General features: G+C 67.8%; 14 protein-coding genes and 1 pseudogene. 4 read left to right on the forward strand and 11 right to left on the reverse strand.

What is annotated here, in order from left to right:
- The first annotated feature begins 299 nt into the window (after positions 1 to 299).
- Positions 300 to 629: a VOC family protein gene (locus V3N99_08170; protein MEO3936722.1), complete on the forward strand. Its 330-nt coding sequence runs from the start codon at positions 300 to 302 to the stop codon at positions 627 to 629.
- Between the two features lie 165 nt (positions 630 to 794).
- Here the strand turns inward: V3N99_08170 and V3N99_08175 are convergent, their stop codons facing one another.
- Positions 795 to 2867, reverse strand: coding sequence for a potassium transporter Kup (locus tag V3N99_08175; protein ID MEO3936723.1), 2073 nt, complete (start codon positions 2865 to 2867; stop codon positions 795 to 797).
- Between the two features lie 1348 nt (positions 2868 to 4215).
- Between V3N99_08175 and V3N99_08180 the strand changes: the two genes are divergently transcribed.
- Entirely contained in the window at positions 4216 to 4452 is a 237-nt protein-coding gene (locus tag V3N99_08180; protein ID MEO3936724.1) for a hypothetical protein, read from the forward strand.
- A gap of 3 nt (positions 4453 to 4455) precedes the next feature.
- Positions 4456 to 5484, forward strand: coding sequence for a DUF3892 domain-containing protein (locus tag V3N99_08185; GenBank protein MEO3936725.1), 1029 nt, complete (start codon positions 4456 to 4458; stop codon positions 5482 to 5484).
- A 26-nt stretch (positions 5485 to 5510) separates the two neighbouring features.
- Here the strand turns inward: V3N99_08185 and V3N99_08190 are convergent, their stop codons facing one another.
- The 5 genes from V3N99_08190 to V3N99_08210 all read right to left on the reverse strand — a co-directional run bounded on the left by V3N99_08190 (position 5511) and on the right by V3N99_08210 (position 15393).
- Positions 5511 to 10580, reverse strand: a complete 5070-nt coding sequence (locus V3N99_08190; GenBank protein MEO3936726.1) for a hypothetical protein — start codon at positions 10578 to 10580, stop codon at positions 5511 to 5513.
- Between the two features lie 4 nt (positions 10581 to 10584).
- Positions 10585 to 13593, reverse strand: a complete 3009-nt coding sequence (locus V3N99_08195; GenBank protein ID MEO3936727.1) for a hypothetical protein — start codon at positions 13591 to 13593, stop codon at positions 10585 to 10587.
- 133 nt (positions 13594 to 13726) lie between these two features.
- Entirely contained in the window at positions 13727 to 14887 is a 1161-nt protein-coding gene (locus V3N99_08200; protein MEO3936728.1) for an IS256 family transposase, read from the reverse strand.
- Positions 14859 to 15212, reverse strand: coding sequence for a helix-turn-helix domain-containing protein (locus tag V3N99_08205; GenBank protein MEO3936729.1), 354 nt, complete (start codon positions 15210 to 15212; stop codon positions 14859 to 14861). The genes V3N99_08200 and V3N99_08205 overlap by 29 nt, the downstream gene beginning before the upstream one ends.
- On the reverse strand, positions 15136 to 15393 hold the full coding sequence (locus V3N99_08210; GenBank protein MEO3936730.1) for a hypothetical protein: 258 nt from the start codon (positions 15391 to 15393) through the stop codon (positions 15136 to 15138). Before V3N99_08210 ends, V3N99_08205 begins: the two co-directional genes overlap by 77 nt.
- A 249-nt stretch (positions 15394 to 15642) precedes the next feature.
- On the opposite strand from V3N99_08210, the gene V3N99_08215 reads away from it, so the two are divergent.
- On the forward strand, positions 15643 to 16494 hold the full coding sequence (locus tag V3N99_08215) for a hypothetical protein (protein MEO3936731.1): 852 nt from the start codon (positions 15643 to 15645) through the stop codon (positions 16492 to 16494).
- 693 nt (positions 16495 to 17187) lie between these two features.
- Here V3N99_08215 and V3N99_08220 read toward each other — a convergent pair.
- From V3N99_08220 to V3N99_08240, 5 genes and pseudogenes are all read right to left on the reverse strand, one after another.
- Positions 17188 to 17422, reverse strand: a pseudogene (locus V3N99_08220) (ISNCY family transposase).
- Positions 17423 to 17510: 88 nt separating this feature from the next.
- Positions 17511 to 17951 carry a hypothetical protein gene (locus V3N99_08225; protein ID MEO3936732.1) on the reverse strand — a complete coding sequence of 147 codons (441 nt, stop codon included), beginning with the start codon at positions 17949 to 17951 and terminating at the stop codon, positions 17511 to 17513.
- 447 nt (positions 17952 to 18398) lie between these two features.
- Complete coding sequence (locus V3N99_08230) at positions 18399 to 19328, reverse strand: helix-turn-helix domain-containing protein (GenBank protein MEO3936733.1); 930 nt, start codon at positions 19326 to 19328, stop codon at positions 18399 to 18401.
- A 119-nt stretch (positions 19329 to 19447) separates the two neighbouring features.
- Positions 19448 to 19873, reverse strand: coding sequence for a hypothetical protein (locus V3N99_08235; GenBank protein ID MEO3936734.1), 426 nt, complete (start codon positions 19871 to 19873; stop codon positions 19448 to 19450).
- Between the two features lie 561 nt (positions 19874 to 20434).
- Positions 20435 to 20893 carry a hypothetical protein gene (locus V3N99_08240; protein MEO3936735.1) on the reverse strand — a complete coding sequence of 153 codons (459 nt, stop codon included), beginning with the start codon at positions 20891 to 20893 and terminating at the stop codon, positions 20435 to 20437.
- Positions 20894 to 21151 lie beyond the last annotated feature (258 nt).

Genomic DNA, 21151 nt, shown 5'->3' on the forward strand with positions numbered 1-21151 from the left:
ACAGGCGGCGAGGTGGGACAGCCGCCCTCGCGGCGGAAGGACCTCCTCGATGCCGCCTCTCCGGCTGACGGGGCATCTCTTCTGGGTCGGCCGCCCTTGTGGTTCGGACGGTTCTTGGCCATCCTGATCTCGCCTTAGGTCATCCGGGGATAAGGACGGTCCGCCTCGACGTGCGGCTGTACCCACCCCGCTGGTCACTGGTCAGGATTCGCGAACCTGACCGACGACTGGCTCGTAGCATGTCGGTCAGGGATCAGAACAGCGGTCACCGAGATGACGGCTACCAAGGAGGAACGACGATGAGTGCCACGATTCGTAGTCTGGTGGTCCCGGTGTCCGATCTGGGTGCCGCCAAGGCCGTGTACACGGCGCTCTTCGGGACGCCGCATACTGACGAGCCGTACTACGTGGGGTTCAACGTCAACGGCTTCGAGGTCGCTCTCAATCCGTCCGGCGCAGGCGGGGGGCCGGTGGCGTTTGCCGACGTCGAGGACCTCGACGCGACCCGCGCGACCCTGTTGGCGGCCGGAGCCACCGAGCGCGACGCGCCGCGGCAGGTCGGTCCGGATGCCCGGGTGTGCGTCCTGGTCGACGCCGAAGGCAACCCGATCGGCCTGCGCGGGAAGTGACGAACGTGCTGCGGTCCCCGTGGCAAGCGTTGCTCGATCGAGGTGGCCCTCGGCCGCGCCTTGCGGCGGTGTGGGACAGCCGCACTCGCGGCGGTGTGGGACGGCCGCACTCGCGGCGGTGTGACGCGGTCGGCGCTTGCACGCGTAGGTGTGGGCACCTTCTTTTTAGAGGTCGACGCGGGAGCCCATGACGACGGTGCGGTCGGGGGGCAGGTGGAAGCGTACCGACGGGTCGGCGGCGTTGTGGGCCAGGCCGATGAACAGTAGCTTGCGCCACCGTTGCATCCCTGGCTCGCGGCCCGCCCGCAGGGTGGCGCGGGAGAGGAAGTAGGACGCGGTGTCGGCGTCGTAGTGCGTCTCGGGGTGCTGGCCTGCCGCCATGGTGAGGCCTTCCGGCAGGTCGGGGCGGTCAGCGAAGCCGTACTTGATGCTGACGAAGATGATGCCGTCGTCGGGGTTGCCGAGGTCGTCGACCGTGACCTGCTGGTCCAGTGGCACGTGCGGCACGTTCTGGGCCTGCGCCGAGACGATGACGACGTGCTCGTGCAGCACGCCGTTGTGCTCGACGTTCGCGCGCAGGGCGAGCGGGGTCGTCGCGCTCGAGGGGTGCGGGAAGACGGCGGTGCCGGGAACCCGGACGAGATGTTGGTCCGGCAGCTGCCGGATGAACTCCATGAGGGAGCCTTCGACTTCGGTGCGGTTGCGGATGATGAGCTCCCGGCCGCGCTGCCACGTCGTCATCACCGTGAACATGACCGCAGCGATGAGCAGCGGGAGCCAGCCGCCGTGGATGATCTTCGTGAAGTTGGCGCTGAGGAACGCGGCCTCCGTGCCGCCGAACGCCACACCGGCGAGCACGAGCTTCGACGTCGACCAGCCGAAGAGGATGCGGGCGACGCTGAGCAGCAGGAGGGTGTCGATGAGTAGCGCCCCGGTGACCGAGACGCCGTAGGCCGTGGCCAGTTTCGCCGACGAGCCGAAGGTGACCATGAGCACGAGGACGACGACGAACAGCGCGGCGTTGACGAACGGCAGGTAGATCTGTCCCTGCTCCTCGTCGGACGTCTGCTTGACGGTGAGCGGTGGCAGGAACCCGAGCTGCACGGCCTGCCGTGACATGGAGAAGGCGCCGGAGATGACCGCTTGCGAGGCGATGACGGTGGCTGCGGTGGCCAGGACCACCATGGGGATCGTCGCCCAGCCCGGCACGAGGAGGAAGAACGGGTTGCTGATCGCCTTGGGGTCCTTCAGGATCAGCGCCCCCTGCCCGAGGTAGTTGAGGACCAGGGCGGGGAAGGCGACCCAGAACCACGCCCGGCTGATGGCCGGCCGTCCGAAGTGGCCCATGTCGGCGTACAGCGCCTCGGCACCGGTGATCGACAGGACGACGGCCCCCAGGGCGATGAGGGCGATGCCGGGGTGCGAGACGACGAAGCTGATTGCGTAGGACGGCGAGAGGCCCCGGATGATGGCTGGGTCGCCGACGACGTGGGTGAGCCCGGCCAGCGCGATGGCCGCGAACCACACCAGCATGACCGGACCGAACAGCGACCCGACCCGGCCCGTGCCGAACCGTTGAGCCGCGAAGAGGACGGTAAGGATCGTCGCCGCGATTGGGACGACGAAGGACGCCAGACCGGGGTTACTGACGGTGATTCCCTCGACCGCCGAGAGCACCGAGATCGCGGGGGTGATGACCGAGTCGCCGTAGAAGAGGGACGCGCCGAGGACACCGAGGGTCATGACGACCTTCGTGCGCTTCGAGGTGGGGCTGAGCAGACGTCGTGCGAGCGCGGCCAGGGCCATGACCCCACCCTCGCCGTCGTTGTCGGCGCGCATGACGACGAGGACGTACTTCACCGAGACGATGAGGGTGACCGACCAGAAGACGAGCGAGATGACGCCGTAGACGTCGTCGGGCGTCGGCTTGACCTCACCCTGGTCGAGGGAGAAGACCGTCTGGAGCGCATACAGGGGGCTCGTGCCGATGTCCCCGAAGACGACGCCGAGCGCACCGAGGACGAGCCCCGCGGTAGCGGGCCGGACGGGGCCGCCGTGTTCGGGCCCCGTTGGCCCCTCGGGCGGACGCCCCGTCTTGTCCCCCGAGGTCCGGGCGGCCCGGTTCCGGTCCGCGCCGCGAACCCGCCCGTGCTGCTGGTCCGGTTCGGAACCGTGCCCCGGACCGGAGCCGGGCGAGGAGGCGGCCGAGGAGGCGGGCGATGACGCTGAGCTGGTCACACCTGAGTATAGGGAGAGCAGGCCCCACAAGCCGGTCGGGCGTGGCACGCCCCAGCGTGTTCCAGTGACTTGACACAGGGGACGAGCCGCGCGCAGATCGGCATGCAACTGGCCCCGCCACCGTGGACCGTCACTGAAGAAACAGCGTAGACATTGGAAGGCACGGGCGTCAGCTCCGTGGGCGGCAATATCGGGCCATACCGTCTCCTATCCTACATTGATAGAGCAGCTGAACTAGTTGGCGCTCCCCGCCGCCCGGCTCCCGGCTCCCGGCTCCCCGGCGCCCGGCGCCCGGCTCCTTGAGCGTGCACTCTGGTGCGCCGGCTCGCGGCGGTGTGGGATAGCCGCACTCGCGGCGGTGTGGGACGGCCGCACTCGCGGCGGTGTGGGACGGCCGCACTCGCGGCGGTGTGGGACGGCCGCTCTCGCGGCGATAAGACGCAACAGGAAAAGGGCGATTACTAGCCTTCTCAAGGCCGTGCGGGAGAACGAGGAGGTGGTACCGGTGAAGGTATCGACATGGGTGTTCCCCTCCGGGGCCACGGTCGGGCGATCGGTCGTCCGGGAGCGCCGTCCATGAGCACTCCCGAAAGGCACGACCATGCACTTCACTTCTAAGCTAAGGGACGTACTGGCGCTGGTTCCTCGCGTACTCCTCGCCGTCACGCTCGCTGAACCCACACCATCTGGCAGTACTGGGATGTCCCGGCTTTCTGAGGGCTGCTCCCCAACGATCACGGTCCCTCCCGGGATCGGCTGCCCTCAGCTGCACCGCCATGCTGCGACAGGACGGCGATGAAGGTCTTTCACCTCCATTCTAGTTGTCAGCGCCTCACGGCCCACTTGGATCGAGGCTTAGGCGATCGCCGACGCGGTCCTCGACGACGCATTGGACCCGCTGTCCATAGAGCTCTCCGGACCGTGGGGAAGCACAAGACAACCGTCCTCGCACTTATCGACGCCGACCTCCAAGCTCGAGTCGTCACCCCCTACCCACGGTTGATGCCACTGACGAAGGCGGCCAGCCCACCGGCGATGATGACCGGAAACCGAAAGTTCTGGTCGTGCGGACTGATGAAGGTGATCTCGCCCCGGGTTGCGTCGCGCCAGGCGCAGGCGAGGACCTTCTGTTCTTTCCGCTAAGCGGCTCGCTCCGCGGCACGTGGGGCCCGCGACCGTCTCGCATCATCGGAAGGGTGACGGCGCGCCGCGTATCCGCAACTTCCGGCGTACCGCATGAATGCGCAGGCCTCGCGCAAATTATCATCGACAAGGATTGACTGGACCTCCGGTTGCGGGCCAAAATCGAGTGACTGGACCGTTGGCCTGAGACGAAAGGGACGGATCGATGAGATCGACGCCGACAGCTGCGCGCGTGCACATCGAGACCGCTCTTGCGGTCGTCTCCGGACTGCTCGGTGTCCTCACCGCCGTGTTTCACGGCTGGCTCGAGGTGTTCGGATGGGATCCCGACCACGGCAACGGTGCGGTGGAGGCGGGCATCGTGCTCGGGCTCCTCGTGGCCGCGACTCTGCTCGCGATCGTCGCCCGCAGACACCGACGCGTGCTTCTCCGGGCGGCCTGACGCATGGGCGTCCTCGGGTGGAACGAACTGGCCGACTACGCCGTCCTGCACGGCACCGTCACCAACACCGACAGGGCCATGGACGGCGACTGGATCCTCATGGTGCGCCCGGACGCCGGCAGCGAGTGGCTCTTGACCAACTCGCACGGGACGCGCAACGAGAACGGCCAGGTCGAGTGCGAGGTCGAGCCCAGCGACTACTTCGATGACAACCTCCACGAGCAAATCTACTTCGGCAGCCTGAACGGTCGTCACGTGACGGTGGTCGGCACCTGGTCGGAGGACAAGTCGCATTCGGACAAGACGGAGATCCACCCCGTGACCTCGGTGGTCACGGAGTCGGAGTTCCAGCATGCCAAAACCGTGTATCTGACCGCACTGGCCGACGACTCGGGCCGCTTCCCGGCCAACGTCCCGCACTCGGGTGAGAGCCGGGTGGCGGACTTCCGCGTCCTGTTCGCGGACAGGCCGACGGCACCGCACTACGACTACCGGCCCAAGTTCGAGATCCAGATGGCCAAGAGCTACGCCCGCTCAGTCAATTTCTGGATCGAGGACGACGGTGTCCACATCCCCGTGCTCCGGGGCCTGGTGCACACCGGCACAGCCGGCGAGGGACACGGCGTCTACATCGGGCGGCTGTATCTGAGCTATGACGCAATCCCGAAGTTCATCCCGGTCGACGTCATCCCGCCCAATGACCGACTGCAGATCTCCAGCGTCGAGTACACCTACCACCGCAGTCAGCGAGGCCCCAACCATGCCCGCTTCATCTCGGTGGTCGGCGGCTACGACGGCGCGACCTTCTGGAAGCTCACGCGCGACACTGTCATCTTTCTCCTGCGCAGCAAGCAGAAGACCTTCTTCACGAAGGCCCCCGACGGGACCGTGGCGGAGGTGGTGATCGTCGAACCTCACCGGACAGCCGACGACATCTACTACTACCCCTACATCGCGACCGTGCCGGACGACACCACGGCCGACAACCTCTCGCGACTGCCGCTGTGCCCCACTTACACCGACGAGCTCTGAGCGCGTCACCGGGCAACGGCCGGCGGCTAGGACCACCACGTCCAGGACAGTGAGCCGTCCGGGCCTTGGGTGAACACCTCGACCTGGCCGGGGGCGCGCGAGGTGGCCGCCAGCAGCGACCCGGCGGCGGCGGCATGCGACGCGCCGCCCACCACCGTCCACACGGGCGCAGCGGCCGTCAGCGCGCGCACGGTGCCGTCAGCCCCGCCGGCGAACAGCCATTGATCCCCCGGCCCAGTCACCGCCCACGCCAGGTCGGTGCGCACCCCGGGCACCCAGTCGTCGGTCGCGCCGGGCGACACCCAGGTGACCGCCGCGTTCGCGGTCCGCGTGCCCACGCTCACGCGACCTCCCGGTCCGCGCACCGCTAGCAGCTGGTTGCCGTCGTCCCCGCCAGCCGCGACGTGCTCGACGAAGAACCCGGGGCCGTCGATGGTCTGCCAGCTTCCGCCGAACAGCGCCGTCGGCTCGCGGTCGCGCGCCCACAACCGCCCGTCAGTCGAACGGGCGACCACCTGTCGGCCGACCACCCGGACCTGCGCGCCCGGCGCCGGCGCGAAGTCGACGTTGCCCAACTGCTGCCAGGGCCCGCTGTCTCCGAGGGTCCAGCCGAGGCGGTAGTACACCGCACCGTCGCTGCCGGTCACGTACAGGTCGGCGCTTCCGCTGAAAGGGCCGGTGGCCGGCACCGCGGTCACCGTGCTGCCGGCGTCGAGCGGGACGCCGACGGAAACCTGACCGAACGGGGGCGGCCCCTCGAGGGTGGTCGGCGTGAGGTCGGACCACGGCTGTGACCAACCGCCGTCCGCGTCCCCGACGCGGGCAAGCAACGCGCCGTCGGAGACGACGAACACGCAACCCCCCCCCTTGGGGTCGGTGACCGCGTCCCACGGCGCTTGTCGCCTGCCCGGCGCGGCGCCCGCGGTGTCGAGTTCGCGCCAGAATCCCACCGTGCCGCCGCAGGACATTCGCCGGTGCCACAGACGGTGCTGCGCGTCGCGGACGAACACGTCGTGGTGGTCCTGCCACTGCGAGGCAGCCGGCGGATGCGTGCCGAGGAGCCAGGAGGCCGGCTCCAGCGCGCCTCCCACTGCCGCCCACGGTGCCCAAAGCTTGAGCGGCACCGTGAACGCCCGCTTGCCGCCGGCGCGCCGATCGCCCTCCAGCGCCACGTTCGGGAAGGCCACCGACGCGTCGAGGAGACGGTGGTCCCCCATCAGCGCCCGCACCGAGTAGGTCCCGTGCCAGGCCGGGTCAACGTCACCCAGCAGACCGAGCGGCCCCGCCAGGGGGTTGAGCAACCGTGCCGGTTCGAACGCCTGCTCAGGATCCAGGAACGACAGGTCAGCCGGGTCGCCGCCGCCAGGCGGGTGCGTCAGCTCCAGGACCATGTCGGAACTGCGTGGCAGCGAAAGGTCGAAGAACACCCACTCGGCGTCATGGTCGGTGTCCTCCGACACGGGGCCAGCGGCAACCACCTGGTCCGTGGTCGCCCGGCGGCAGCCGATGTCGACAGTGGCCGTAACAACGGTGAACGCCTCCATCGCCTCGTCGGTGGTCCGCAGGTGCAGCACCAGGGCCACGACGGTCTCGGCATCCCCGGGCCCGACGGGTGGGGCCTCGACTCGCACCGGATGGGATGCGTCGGAGAAGTCGTGCAGCAGGCTCGCGCCGTTCCAATCGAGGCAATACGTGCGCTGCCCCCACTCGACACGGCCGCTCCGCACGAACGGGTTCTCGAACCGCGGGAACAGATCGGTGGCGAGGGGCGCGCCGTTCAGCTCGAACTCGGGAGAGTCCCCATTGGTGAGACGCAGCCGATCGGATCCGCCACCCGGGATCGGGACGTCGTACGTGCACTCGAGGTCTCCGACGTCGTCCGCATGCACGCGGGCGGAGGAGACGCGGTCCATGAAGTCCTCGAAGCTGCCGAACTCCGAGCGGCTGCCGACCTGCACGATCCATATGTTCTTGCCGTTGACGTACCAGTCGCGGTCGACGAACGGGTCCGGCGCGTCCTTCCACAGACGCTTGCCGGCGTCGTCCCCGGTTACCTCCTTCATGCGGTACGGGTAGGGGTCGTCGTCCCGGGTGAGCCACGTGGGCCGCTTGTTGGAGAAGACCCCGACGTAGCCCTCCTCCGGAGGCCCCTGCGAGCCCGGCGTAGCCGGATGGACGACCTTGCCGAACAGCCAGAAGCCCTTCGGGCCGACGTGACCGATGTCCAGCAAAGCGAAATTCGCATCGTCGTACGCCGACGTGCGCCGTTCCACGACCCGGTCGAAGCCCGATTTCGGGAACCAGGCGTGAGATCCGGTCTCCGCAAGGAAATCCTGGATGTCGTAGAACTCGGACAGCATGATGACCGCGCCCCGGTGAGCCAGCACCCGCGGCAACGCCCAGTTGCCCGTCCACCACTCGGGGCCGTCCTGGTGGTTCTTGTTCAACGGGTTGGTGCCCTTCAGGTCCTCGACCTCGGAGACCGCGGCGATCCCCCCGCCGATCGAGCCGCCCAACGCGCCGAGGGGCCCCAGGAAGAGCCCGCCGACCAGTCCGCCGACCAGGAATCCGGCTCCGAACGACGCGAGGTCGGAGATGTCGAGCCCCCCGAAGCCGGCGTTGACGAACACATTTAGGGCGCCGTTAAGCGTGACCTGCTGGATGCTCGATTGAAAGTTGAGCTGGCCATACCTGAAGTTCTGGATGCTGGACTGCATCGCCCCGGGCGAGCAGTAGGTCACCATGTTCACGCGGGTGCGGGTCGAGCCTTCCAGGACGAGAGACAGGTCGTCGGCGGTCTTCTCGTCGACCGTGTCTGAGCCTTCACCGCTCAACGCGCCGAGGGCATCGTCCGACAGGTCGGCGACACTGAAACCCGTCAGCGCGCTTTCAGGGGCGCGGAAGAAGCCGACCAGCTTCACCAGCGTGCCGGGTGTTGAGAACGCATCGGCGGTCCCGAGCCCGAACGCCTTCACCACATGGGCCGTGTTGCGCGCGACTTGCTTGTTGAAGAACGCGGACATGCCCCAGAAGAAGACGGTGTCGTCCTCCCGCGCCCCGTAGCCGTCGTGCACGCGGGCGATGTCGGCGTTGACCTCGGCGAGGAAGGGGGAATATCGGGCGCGCTTGCTCGCGTAACCTGCCGTCAGGGAGGCGCGCACTGTTGAGTGCTGCGACCACGTGATGCCGTACTTGCCCGACTCCTCGAAGGTGATCGACACCCGTGAGCGGTCCGTGAACGGATAGTTCGGTGGATTCGCTCCGATCTCCAGTAGTACCAGCGGAGTCACGTACGTCGAGGACGCGAAACTGGCAGCGATCTTCGCGTCCTGTTCGGCGAACACTTCCTTGACGCCGAGCAGGATCTCTACGACGTCGGATAGACCGTTGTCGAAGCCGCAGCTCTTCGACTTGAACTGGCTCCGCCCACCAGCCGCTCCCATGGACCCCCGATGGGAGAACCGGATCACGTCGAAGAGCATCAGGTCCACCGCCATCGCGGCCTTGGTGCGCACCTCTTCGTCGAGGGCAAAGTCGACGAGGTTGAGCAGCGCCCACAGGTGCTCCGTGTAGTAGCCGGAGGAGTTGAACTCCATCCACCCGAACATCAGCCGGTTGTTCAGCCACTTGAGGACACGGGCCCGTCCGCGGTCACGGCGCTGGGCTCCCGTCCGTAGTCCGATGGTGTCACCGTCGTCCGCGATCACCCCGCAAGGCTGGAAGGACTCCGCCGCCCACAGTTGGCCGAGTAGATACTCCGACGACGCGAACATGATGTAGTGGTTCTCCGACCAGAACTCCATCTCGTGGTCGACCTCGTCGTCGCCGTAGTCGAGGTCACGCTTGAGCTTGTTGAGCCGGTCGTTGCCCGTGGCCCGTGGCATTTCGTCGAGCCAGTACTTGGCCGAGAGCAGGCCCCGCTGCAGGATGGCGCCGGCCAGCGGGGAGAAGCTCGGGTCGGCGCTGCGCGGATGGGCGGCGGACTCCTCCAGGATGATGCGCAGCTTCGTCCCGGTGACCGACAGTCGCCGCCTCGATTCGGCGTCATCTCCCAGTGCCTCCGCACGAGCGGCGAGGAACTTGGTGAAGGTCTCGTCCGGCGCCGTTCGACGGCGCCAGGTGAGATCGGCTCCGCCCCCGAGGTCGGCGGGCAGCGTTCCGTAGCGGTAGCAGAGCCGCACCAGCAGGCACTGGCCCATGTCGGAGTTCGGCTTGAGGACCACGCACTCCTTGAGCGCGTCCTGGAGCACGTGCGTCCAATACTTCGTTCGGCGGGAGAGCGCAAAGTCCTCTGCCTTGGCCATCGCCGACTGCACCGTGGCGAGGGACGGCTCGTAAAAGTACTTCTCCTCCGTGTCCTGCGGTTTGTCCCTGCGTAGTTCAACCAGCCGCACGGGCACGGAGTCCGCGACGCGTCGGGCCGAGCTGTCGGCGAGCATCGCGGCGAGGGCGCTCCGGTAGGGCCCAGGTGCATCGAGGTCGAGAACGACCGCGGGGGCTGCCGTTCCCAGGCTCAGCCGCAACTCGGTCTCGAAATCGGCGACATATGCCTCGAGGTTGGTCAACCATTTCCGGGGATCCGACACCTCCTGCTCGGCGAAGTTGTACAGCTCCGGGACGAGCCACGGTTTGGCCGCCGCCAGCTCCGCCCTGCTGACTGCCATGCTCATGGTGTCAATGGGCTCCGGTCGCGGCAGCCCTGCGAGCACACCGAGCGGCTCCGTCACCGATCCGTACGCGCTCGCCTCGTAGTCCTGCTTCAGCGCGGACAGTCCGGCTGACAGTTCGCGTGGCTCCTTGCCGGCCAGGAAATCGGCGTTCAGGCCGACAAGTGACGCAGCGAAAGCGCCGTGGCGGGCCGCGTCGTCGTCGGTCCACACCGGGCGCCGGCTGCCTCGGTACACCCGCCCGCCGCCCGTTGTCCGGCCGAACTGCCCCGGCACGACCCCAGGCTGCTCCTCCTCGGAGACCAGCTCGAGCATCCGCCCGGGTTTGTCGGGGCGCACTGCCTGAAAACCCTCGAGGTTGAGGTGGCGCAGCTGTGTCTCGTAGAACCAGGCGACGCGCGACGCCATCTCTTTCCGGAGGTCGGCCACCGCGCTACGGCTGGGCCAAAGGGGCACATGGTGTCGCGGCCCATGTCGGCAGCGTCGCGTCGTCCCTCAGCAGGACCAGCGTCGTGGGCAGCGTGACCTCCCACTGTTCGAGGCACACCTCGTCACCGGGCGCGAAGTTGGCGGACTTGATCTCGGCGATGATCGAGAGGTAGTTGTCGCCGTACATGTCGGGAATCTCCTCCCCCATCCACACGTCGCCGGTCTCCTGATAGTGCGCAAGTGCGGCCTCGAACCCCGGCCGCGCCGGTACGACGACCCTGACCGCGCCGGCCTTGAGGAACTCCTCGAACTGCGGGTCGAGGTCCTGCGTCAGCGCCATCTCTTCCCAGCGCTCCGGACGCCCCCAGTAGTAGGGGTAACAGGTGAACATCAGGTTCTCCCACTCGAAGGCGCGCTCGAAGAACGCGACCATCGCACCCCACGCCTTCACGGCAACCGGATCCGGCAGCGTGGCCGTCGGCGGCATCGGCGCCGGCACCGGGGTCGGCAGCCACGCCGCCGGATGCTCACCGAGCAAGAGGCCGATGAACGCCCGCTTGATCTCGTCCCGGGTCACCGACGGGTCGTGGGCAAAGTTGCCGGCCGCCGACAACTGGGTGCGGACCGAGGCCACGTAACGCGCCAGGCGGTCCTCGTAGGAGGCCAGCTGCCGCTGGTAGCCGGCGACGATGGCGGCGTGGGTCCGCAGCTGCCACTGCGCGTACGCCGAGTCGGTGCGCTGACAGACGAGTGCGACAGCGAACGCGAGCGAGACGATGCGCTCGAACGTGCGCACGGTCATCGGGACTTCGCCCGTCTCCCCCGCCATGTCGAAGAAGGCATTGATGTAGGGGTTCTCTGCGCTACGCAGGCGCACCCGGTCGTGGTCGGCGACGACCAGTTCCAGGGTGGCCCCCGGCTGGTCGCCGAGCCTGTTGATGTTGACGTGCTGGACATAGCCGCGGACGGCCTTGTAGCCCTCGGGAACGGTGACCTTGAACGCCGAGTGGAAGGCCACGTCGACCTGCTGGCCGTAGGTCGTCAGGTGCTGGGACGGGTCGGGGGCCTCCGTGTGCGCCACCGTCCGAAGGTAGATCTCGGGCGGCGGAGAGACGGAGGCGCTGACGCCGTACTGGCTCGCGTACCAGGTGTAATTGGACACGTTCAGGTCGTCCGGGAGCAGGTTGGGATCCAGCGGCTTGACGAGGTCGAAGCTCTCTGGCTGCACCGCATTCTTGAGCGCCTGCATGAGAAAAGCTGCAGGCTCCGGTACTACGACGTCGTACAACAGTCGCCTGCCGTAGTTGAGCACCCGCATGCTGTATTGCTTGTCGAGCCACTGATAGATGCCGACCACCTGCTTGGCGCCCGCGCTGTTGTCGAGATCGTGTCGGGCACGCTCGGTGTAGGTAATGCGTTCCCGCCGCACCTGCTGCTGGCGGACCTGCTGCGTCAAGCTCTCCACCGACCGCGCAACGACCGTCTGCGCGAAGTTGGACTTGCTGTTCTCCACCAGCTTGCCGTAGTCGGACGACGACATGCCGGGCCCGGACGTCGAGCTCTGCCGGCCCGACTCCTTCTGCGTCTCGGTCGCTAACTCGTTGCGGTCCGTCGACTGCTGATCGCGCTCTTGAGCCGCGGTGGTTGTCGTCTCCTGCGTCAGGATCGTTTCGTTGAGCTGCTCCCGCCTCGTGTCCCGGCGGAGGGCCTCGCCCGGCAGGACGTTCTCGATGTGGGAGATCTCGGCCGCCCGGTAGCCGACGAGCTCTTGGCGGACCACCTGCAGGTTGCCGATGCCGACCGGCCGGGTGATGACCTTGCTGAAGTCGGGCATGACGGCCGGCACCAGCGCGTCAGCGGCCGCCAGGCCTGCGCCGAGGCCCCCCGGAGCAGGAGCGTCCATGGTCTTCATCGACGTCACCGGCTCGGAGAACAGGTGACCGCCGACCCTGAACACCTTCGCCGCGGTCGCCACCTCCAGGGGCAGCAGCTGCGTGTTGAGCTCGGTCAACCGGACCTCGAAAGCGCGGACCGTCTGGTCCAGCGGGATCGCGGCGATGTCGAGGCCCAGCGCGTCGACGGCCTCCCCGTGCCGCCGGCCGAACTCTTCCCGGGCGGCCGGGCCGAGTGTGAGGATCGCCTTCGGCGAAGTGCCTGCGACGTCAGCCGCGACGGACTGGGATGCGGGGTCCCGCTCGCCGGGCTGCACTGCGCGCTCGTAGTCGCTCGCCCGCACCTGTGCGGCGTCTCGTGTTTCACCGCCGGCGTCGCGCACGGTCGTCATCGCCAGCTGCTGCGGCGCGACCGCGAGAAGGGCGTTGTAGCCGGCGAGCAGACGGTCGCGCTGGGCCTGCATGCCGGCGACCCGCTGTCGGTAGTCGTCATTAGCAGGGGCGTCCGCAACGGGCGGTGGCGACGAGTTCCTGAGCGCGTCCAGCAGCGCCGCGGGCACACGGACCGGCCGCTGCAGGAGGGCGCGGAGTGACGTCCGGTCGAGAGCCTCGCCGTCGTCGGCGGCGAGCCGCTCGAGCACCGCCATGGCGCGCAACTGGCGCACGATTCGGGCGGTGTCGGCGCGGTCGAACCCGGTGGACATCTTGACCGCCACCACCGAGTTCTGCAGCAGCGCGCGGTCGCCCGTGAAGTCGTCGGCGGCCACGACCTGACCCGACGACTGACCGAACGCCTGGACGGCTGCCGCCTCGACGGTGGCGTTGGTCACGGTGTCGAGGGCCCACAGGGCCGCGGTGAGCCCGTCGAGACGCTGTCCGAGCGCCGTCGGGTCCGCGGTCGGGGACGGGAAGTGCGCCGCGACGTATGCCTCGGAGAGGCTCCGGATCGCCTGTGCCGCTGGCGGTTTCCCAGGCGGCGCGTCAGCCGGATCACCGGCCGGGTCGGCGGGCGTGGCCTCGCCGAGGGAGGTCTGAAAATCTGAGTCGTTGGTGGCGTCGATCGCGTCCGTGGCGGTGGGGACGGCGAAATTGTGTTCGATGTAGCGAAACAGGTCGACCATGCCTACCTCCGGAGGTCGCCCGCCTCACGCGTTGGCCAGGCAAGAAGGGACCCAGTGGCACAGCGTAGACCCGAACGTGCCGCGCGCGCGAGCAATATGTCAAGCTCGGTGGATGGGTGTGTCAGGCGACATGTTAATCGGGGGCTGACTCCTCGAGTCGTTCTATGAGTTCGCCTTTCTCGAACATGGCGCCGGCCCGGACGAGCGCGACCATGTGCGGGGCGTTGACCGTGCGCCAGCGTGCTTGGGCGGACTCGATGAGCTTGAACGCCATCGCGATCCCCGCCGCCCGGGAGCCCGGACCTTTGGTGACCCGCTGCCGCAGCCGCAGGGTCGCGAAAAGTCGACTCGATCGGGTTCGTGGTCTGCAAATGGAACCAGTGCTCGGCCGGGTAGTCATAGAACGGCAAGAGCACGTCGAGGTCGTCGGTGACCTTCGCGGCCGCCTTGGGCCACTTCGGGCCGTGCTCGGCCCGAACACGGCCGCCACGCGCGCGGTGTGCTCACGGTCCTCGGCCTGCCAGATCTCGGCCAGGGCGGCTTTGGCCCCGGGCTGGGCCGACTTCGGGAGCGCGTTCAAGACGTTGGCGATCTGGTGGAACCAGCACCGCTGCTCGCGAGTCGTGGGGAACACGTCCCGCAGCGCATTCCAGAACCCGAGCGCTCCGTCACCGGCGGCGAGGACCGGGGCGGTCATCCCGCGGCGTTGGCAGTCGCGCAGCAGGTCCGCCCATGACTCGGACGACTCGCGGTGCCCGTCGGCCAGGGCGATCAGCTCCTTCGTGCCGTCAACGCGGACCCCGATTATCACCAGCAGGCACACATTGTCCGGGCTCAGCCGCACCTTGAGGTGGAAGCCGTCGACCCACATGTATACGTAGTCGGTCCCAGCCAGGAACCGGGTGCCGAACACGGCGGCCCCGTCCTGCCACTGGGTCGTGAGCCGGGTGATAGTGGGGCCCGACAGACCTGCCTTCGAGCCGAGGAACTGCTCCAGCGCCGGCCCGAAGTCGTTGCTGGACAGGCCATGCAGGTACAACAGTGGCAGGACCTCCGCGACCCTCGGCGACTTGCGCGCCCACGCCGGCAGGATCGCCGACGAGAACCGGGCCCGCGAGCCCGCGGACTCGTCGACACGTCGGTCGTTGACACGCGGCGCCTTGACCCGGACGGCGCCCGCGGCCGTGGTCACCTCCCGCGCGGCGTGGTACCCGTTGGGCACGACCAGTCGGCGGCCGTGCTCGTCGCCCTGGTCGGCGAACGCGTCAACGTACGCGGCGACCTCGGCCTGCAACGCAGCCGCGGGCTGCGTGCTGCAGCAGCGGTCTGATGGCGTCCCACACCGTGCGCCAGCTCGTGCCCAGCTGCCTGCGCAGCCCGTTGACCGAGGCGTGCTCCCGGCGGATCTGTTCGACCAGCCACCAGCACGCCCGCGTCGTCAACCGGGCTCTCGCCGCGGCGACGCGTGCGTCTTGCTCGACGAACGAGCCGATCGGGCAGGCCCGCTCAGGACAGACCCACCGCCGCTTGCGCCACACGATTTCACCGGTCGGCCCATCGCCGGGGCGTCGACCAGATGGACCTCGATCCGGCCGTGTGCGTGCGCGACGATTCCCCACCGTGGGCAGCCCAGCGGCCCGGGGCGGACTCCACCGTGATGGTCAACCCCGGCCGGTCTCGTCCGTCGTCCCGCTCGACGGCGATGACGTGCAGCCCCTCGAGGCCCACCAGCAGGTCACATCGGATGCAGTAGCCACCGGGCGCACCGGGCGTACGGCAGCACAACGTAGGCTCGCTCATGTCGAGGTCCTCGTGATCAGAAGAGGTCAGAGTCCTCTGATCCTCGGGGACCTCGACCCTGTCCCCGGCTCAACCGGGCGCCCGGCGCGTCGCGCTCACCCCACACTCAGCGGTGAAGAGCCCATAATCCCCATAGGCGCGCGAGCCGCTCGGTGGGGCAGGAGGCACCTTGACGCGAGATGGTCTGGTGAGGATAGTGGAGTTGGCTCCATAACCTCGGAGACGACCCGGCCACTCACGGAGTTCGAAATGGTAGACGGACAGCGACGCCTGCAAGGTCAACTCGAACACGTTTTGAATTCCGATATTTTTGTAGAGGACGAGCACACGGCCGACGACGTCTTACGGGAAATACGTGATCGAGGCGTCGAAAATCTGGAAGCCCTCGTGACGCACTCACTGAAAATGTATCGAGCGGAACAGCAAAATCCCTCCCGTGCTACGCCAATGACCAGCTCGATCTTACGTCGACATTTCAAAGAGACATCAGATGGCGATGTGGACTGCACACATCGTCCACCAGAGTGTGAACTTGTAATCGACGGGGTCAACTATGATCCAAGCGACATCACGCGATTTGATGGGCAACCGCTCTACATGGTGGCAACGTCCGGCCGAGATGGCCCACTCCTGCAAACGTTCACCAACAATCAGGTCGAGGAGGCTCTTCACACACGCGCAATTCTATCGGTCTTGGACTACGGGCCCCCAATGGGCGGCGGTGGCGGTTGGATGGGGAGTGTAGGCCAGGCGCCAAATGCCTTGCTAAACCCTCCCACTTTGTCAGGGACAGTGCAGATGTTCGATGATGCCGAATGGAAAGGGGACTATTTTTGGCTGACGTCTAGACATTGGTGGCCAGACCTCACTAAAGTATGGAAGAACCGCTTTCTCTTTACCCATGGTGACTGGAATGACCAAATCTCGTCGCAGTCTCCCTCTGACGACACGATCACGTACTATGAGCACGTGAACGCGGGCGGTAGCAATCTAATCCTCCCCCGGTACGACAATTCGAAGGACGTTTTAGCGAGAAAAGAAGCCAATTTCCGACAATATGGCTGGAACGACCGCGCTTCTTCGGTGGCGAACTACGGATAAATTCAGTTCAGGGAGGTTGCACGCCGCACTGAACCCGAAGGGCCCGACACGTGGCGCCGGCGGTGTAGCGAGCCGCCCCGGTGGCCGGTTGAAAGACCAGTGCCGAAGAGCCGGAACAGGCGGAGAACGGTTGATCTCCGCGATGAAGCCGACGTCCTCAACCATCCGTTGCCGCAACGATCGGTCCGACGCCGAACTCCGCGACCAGGTGGGGGCGGCAACCGCAGAGGATGGCTAAGATCGCCATCTGCAGCTTACGTGCCTCCTGTCGCATCGCGTGCGCGCGACGAGCCAGGGTGCCCAGCGCGCGAGCGTGCAATGCGAAAATTTTCGCACGGGCGATAGAAGATGTCACTCAAACGTCACGGGCTTTCAGGTTGCCAGTCAATGACGCTGGTGGCGTCCCCATGTGCCGATCTGGCGGCTCACGACTTGATGTGGGACTTCAAAGGGAGAGGCGTCATAGTGCGTGCGGCCACTCGTACCCGTGCTTGAGGCAGACGTTGTGGAGTCGAAGGAAGTCTGGCCTGTCCCTCCAATTTTCGGGGAGCGGCACCGGAACCAGCGCATGCGCTTTCATGACGACGGACGGGGTGCTCTCGTCGAGACTGAGTTGCCGAACGATGGGCGCCTGGTAGATGGTCATCAGGATCCGCCACTCGTCGCCCTCTCTCTCGGCCTTGTCGGGGGCGTCAGCGACTCGCAGCCCAGCCGATACTGGAACTTCAGGAACATCAACCACATAGAGGGTCTCTATCGGCGTAGACGGCCGACCCGGCCGTGGGTCGAAGAACGGCACGAACGGCGCGACGAACACCGGATCATCCGGCAACTCGTCGATCTGAGCAAGCTCCGCCGGGAGCCGCAACAGCTCCTTCGGCAACGTAGCCTCGAACAACGACGGCTGATCGCCTACGGTACGAAGCACGATGGCCTCGATCCCTTCGACCCCAAGGGTTGAGGCAATCCTTCCCTTTTGGAACCAGCCGATCACGCACCGCCGCGCCCCGACTTTTTCAGGTCGAAGTAGCTAAGCCCGGACCAGGTCGTGCTCCAGCGAACTCACGAAGGCCGAGATGGCGGCAACGAGGTCGTGGAAGGCATGCCATGACGTTCTTGCCCAGCAGGAAGGTCGACCAGGTGCCGTCCTCGCTCGTCCCACTCTCGTGGACGTCCTCGACTACGTCCGGGTTGCTGGCCCGCTCGCGGAGGTGGTCGTGGGCGCGGCGCAACTGCAGGTGCTGATTTATCACCGTCACGTTCCCGGCGTTGAGCGTGTCGCTAGCCGTCTCGGCCAGCAGTCCTTCGACGATCTTTACAGTCGACATCAACTTCGTCCGTATCTCGGTCAAGAGGTCGCCAGGCTGCTCTTCGGTGAGTTCGCCGCCGATGCGCAGCCGCAGTCCGAACTTCTCGTGGGCGAGCTCGCCCGGGTAACCCTTGAAGGTGAACGTCATCCACCGCGCCACATTTTCGCTGGGTCCGCAGTGGGGTATCCCGATGAGGGTCAAGGCGTGACGGAGCAACACGGGGATCAGTGCTTCATGCGGCGGCAGCGTCATCTCGAACGACGGCAGGTCGTAGTCGCGATCCTCCCGCGGTTCGGCGGACCGAAATCCCGCAACGAGTTCTCGAACAGGCGCTCCCCTGCTGCTTCCTTCGGGCTCGACACGCCTCAGAGAATGCCAGGTGTGGTCTGGTCGGGTGACCCGTTTCCTGCGCCGCAGGGCTCGATGTGGTGGTGAAGTCACGACGATCCGGAGACCAGTCGTCGACCCACTTCTCGCCTGCCCACGGTCGTCAATCTAGTAGCGCTACTCATGTGCGTCTTAGTGGGCGGAGTGACGCAACACGGCGGGCGGGCTGGAGGGGTCTGTCGCTGACGTCAAGAGGGGACCGACACCTCACCCGGTCAGCGGCTTGCACCCGAAAGGTCGGGCCAGTGCCCCCGCCGGCTGGCCGGGTGCACCCTCGCGGCCGACGCGGTCGCGCGTCGCCGCCGACGCGGCGGCCCACTCCACCTCGCTCGATCCCACACGATCGGTGGCGCCGCCCGCGGCGATGTCTTCGCGGTGACGTATCCGCAGCACGGTGCGACCGCTGACGCCGAGCTGACGGCCGATCTGCGCGTCGGAGTCGCCGGTCGAGGCCAGCGCGCGGGCTACTTCGCGCCGCTCTCGGGCGTTCAACGGCGGCCCCGCACCTGCGCTGCCGATCGCGCGGCGGACCGCGACCATGTCGATCACCTCGGCGCCCGCTCCCTCTACAGCGTCACCTACTGGCCTGGCACCGGGGTCATCGATCGAGCCCTCGTCCCACGACAGCGGAGGCGGGTAGTCCAGACGCCTGGCCCGTGCCCGTGTCTGCGGAGACGGGCCAGGAGTCATCGCCAGCCGGTCGTACACGTCGCGGACCTGGCGCCACCGCTGCACCGTCATCAGGTCCCCCGATGAGCTGAGCAGCTGGGGCGTGTTCGGCACGCCGGCGGCCTTGAGGTCGTCGTGGCTCCACCCCATGGCCATGAGGGCCTGGACCCGACGCACCGCACCGACGGGGGGAACGTGGCCGCGGGTCTGCGCCTCATACAGTCGCGGCAGGGACACAGTGGCGACCTGGGCGGCTGTGGCCCGCTGCACCTGCTCAACGGATCCGTCGAGGATCTTCTTCACGCCGGTGTCGCTCAGCCCCGTGGCGCGGGCCAGGGCCCTGAGGGGCACGTGTGCTGCGGCCAGCTCGGTCAGCCGCGCCCGCGTCGGCTGGGCATCGACGTACCGCCGCCGGCCGGCGGCCCGGTCACGTTGATAGGCCACCTCCCAGGCTTTCCGAGAAGACATCTGCGCGCCACCTCCGACGTCGATGCCCTCCTCAAGCCGCACGAACCGTGCCGGCGCTCACCGGAGCGAGTACCACCGGCGCACGGCGCACGCGTGAGCGGGGCGCGGCGGGGGCTCTCTCAGTCGGCCGTCTGTCTCGCCGGCTTGCCCTGTGGCGGGCGGGTGAGCGTGTGCGGCGCCCCGGCGACCGGCTGCCAGCCGAGCCGGACGTACTTTGGCCGGACGCTGTCTCGAGCGGCTACGACCAGGCCCGTCTCGGCGGCGTCCGCTGCTCGCAGGAGCCGGCGCAGTAGGACGACCGTCTCATGGGTCTGCGCGCCAGCCACCAGGTTGCCGACCTCGAGCACGTCCCGCACGCCCGACGCGTGGAGCTGGTCACGCGCGGAGGTGACACTCACGATGCCCGAGCGGTAGGCGCGGGCAGTGAGCGCGGTGGCCTCGATCAGCGACGGCGCGGCCGCCACGGCAAGAGCAACCAGGAGCCGGGGACCGGCGATGATCGCCACGGCCAGTGCGATGACGGGGATGGCGGCCGTCCTCATCACGGCCGTGGGCGTCGGTGCCGAGGTCAGACTCGCTCGAGCAGTGCCGTACTGCCACGACTGACCCGCCGACACCACGATCAGCCACAGCGGAAGGGTCGCCGTCGACCATGCCCGCGTCAGCGCGCGCCGCGCCCGTGGCTCACCGTTAGGTTCCCTGACTGCGGTGAGGCCGAACGCGCGGGAACACTGCGCTGAGTGACGCACTCGGTCGAGGACACCGGCCCTGGTCAGTCCCGCCCGCTCCAGCTCGTCCGCCAAGTCCGTCACGGTGCACCACACCTCACCTTCTGCGCCGCCTCACGGAAGCCAGTGTCTGTCCTGCGCCACCACCCAGACGCCAACACCGCCGGGCACGTGACGTCGCCAAGCAACCTACCCGCGCCCGGTCCCAGACCTCACGGTCAACACCATCCCAGACCCGACCTCGTCACCAGAAGACCACCACCAGCAGTCGCCACCCGGGACCACCCGATCTTCGATCGGTAGCAGCTCATCGCCTGCTGTACTGCGACGCCGCCGTCAGAACGCGGAGTCCCTGCGCTTGCCGACGCCGCGCTCCCCTCACCGCTGCACCGCTGCCGCGGACGCCGGTGGACCCGAGCGCAGCTTCGCCGCGTCCGCCGTCCGAGCCGGCCTGGCCCACCCGGCCGAGCCCGTCGACCCCGTCGACCCCGTCGACCCCGCTGGCTCAGACGTCTCAGACGTCTCAGACGTCTCAGCGCCGGTCTGGGGCTGACCCAGCGTGCGTAGCCGAGCAGCTTCCCGGCGGGTGACACCGTCACCGCACCACTCGACCGCCTCCCGCACCGGGAGACCCTCGACCTCGGTCAGCGCCCGCAGGGCCTGCCCCGCGCGGGCCTCGCACGCCAGGACGTGCGCGTCCCGTTCCGCCAGCGCGGTCACGACCGTGATCGCGAGGGCGCTGCGCCGGCGGTCCTGCTCAGCCCGGCGCTGCCGCGCCCTGCTCTGGGCGTCCAGCGCCGCCCGCCGCGCCTGCTGCCTCACCGTCTGATTCGGCACCGCACTCTCCCTCCACCTGGTGAACCCGCCCACCGGGTCCCACCCCCCTAAAGCCCACCGACACTCCCCCGTGCTCACCTCCATCCCGACCTCCGCCAGCAGCCCCACCCCGCTCCCACGCCACCGACCCCACCCGCTCACGTCCCCCCACCTCACGAGCCGCCCCCGACCCCTGACCCGCCGACCCCTCCCGCACCACGAAACGCTGCCCTACACACCTCTTGCACCGACGGTCGTTACCTGGTCAACGATCAAGCC

It is taken from the genome of Dermatophilaceae bacterium Soc4.6, assembly GCA_039889245.1.
Taxonomy (GTDB): Bacteria; Actinomycetota; Actinomycetes; order Actinomycetales; family Dermatophilaceae; genus Lapillicoccus.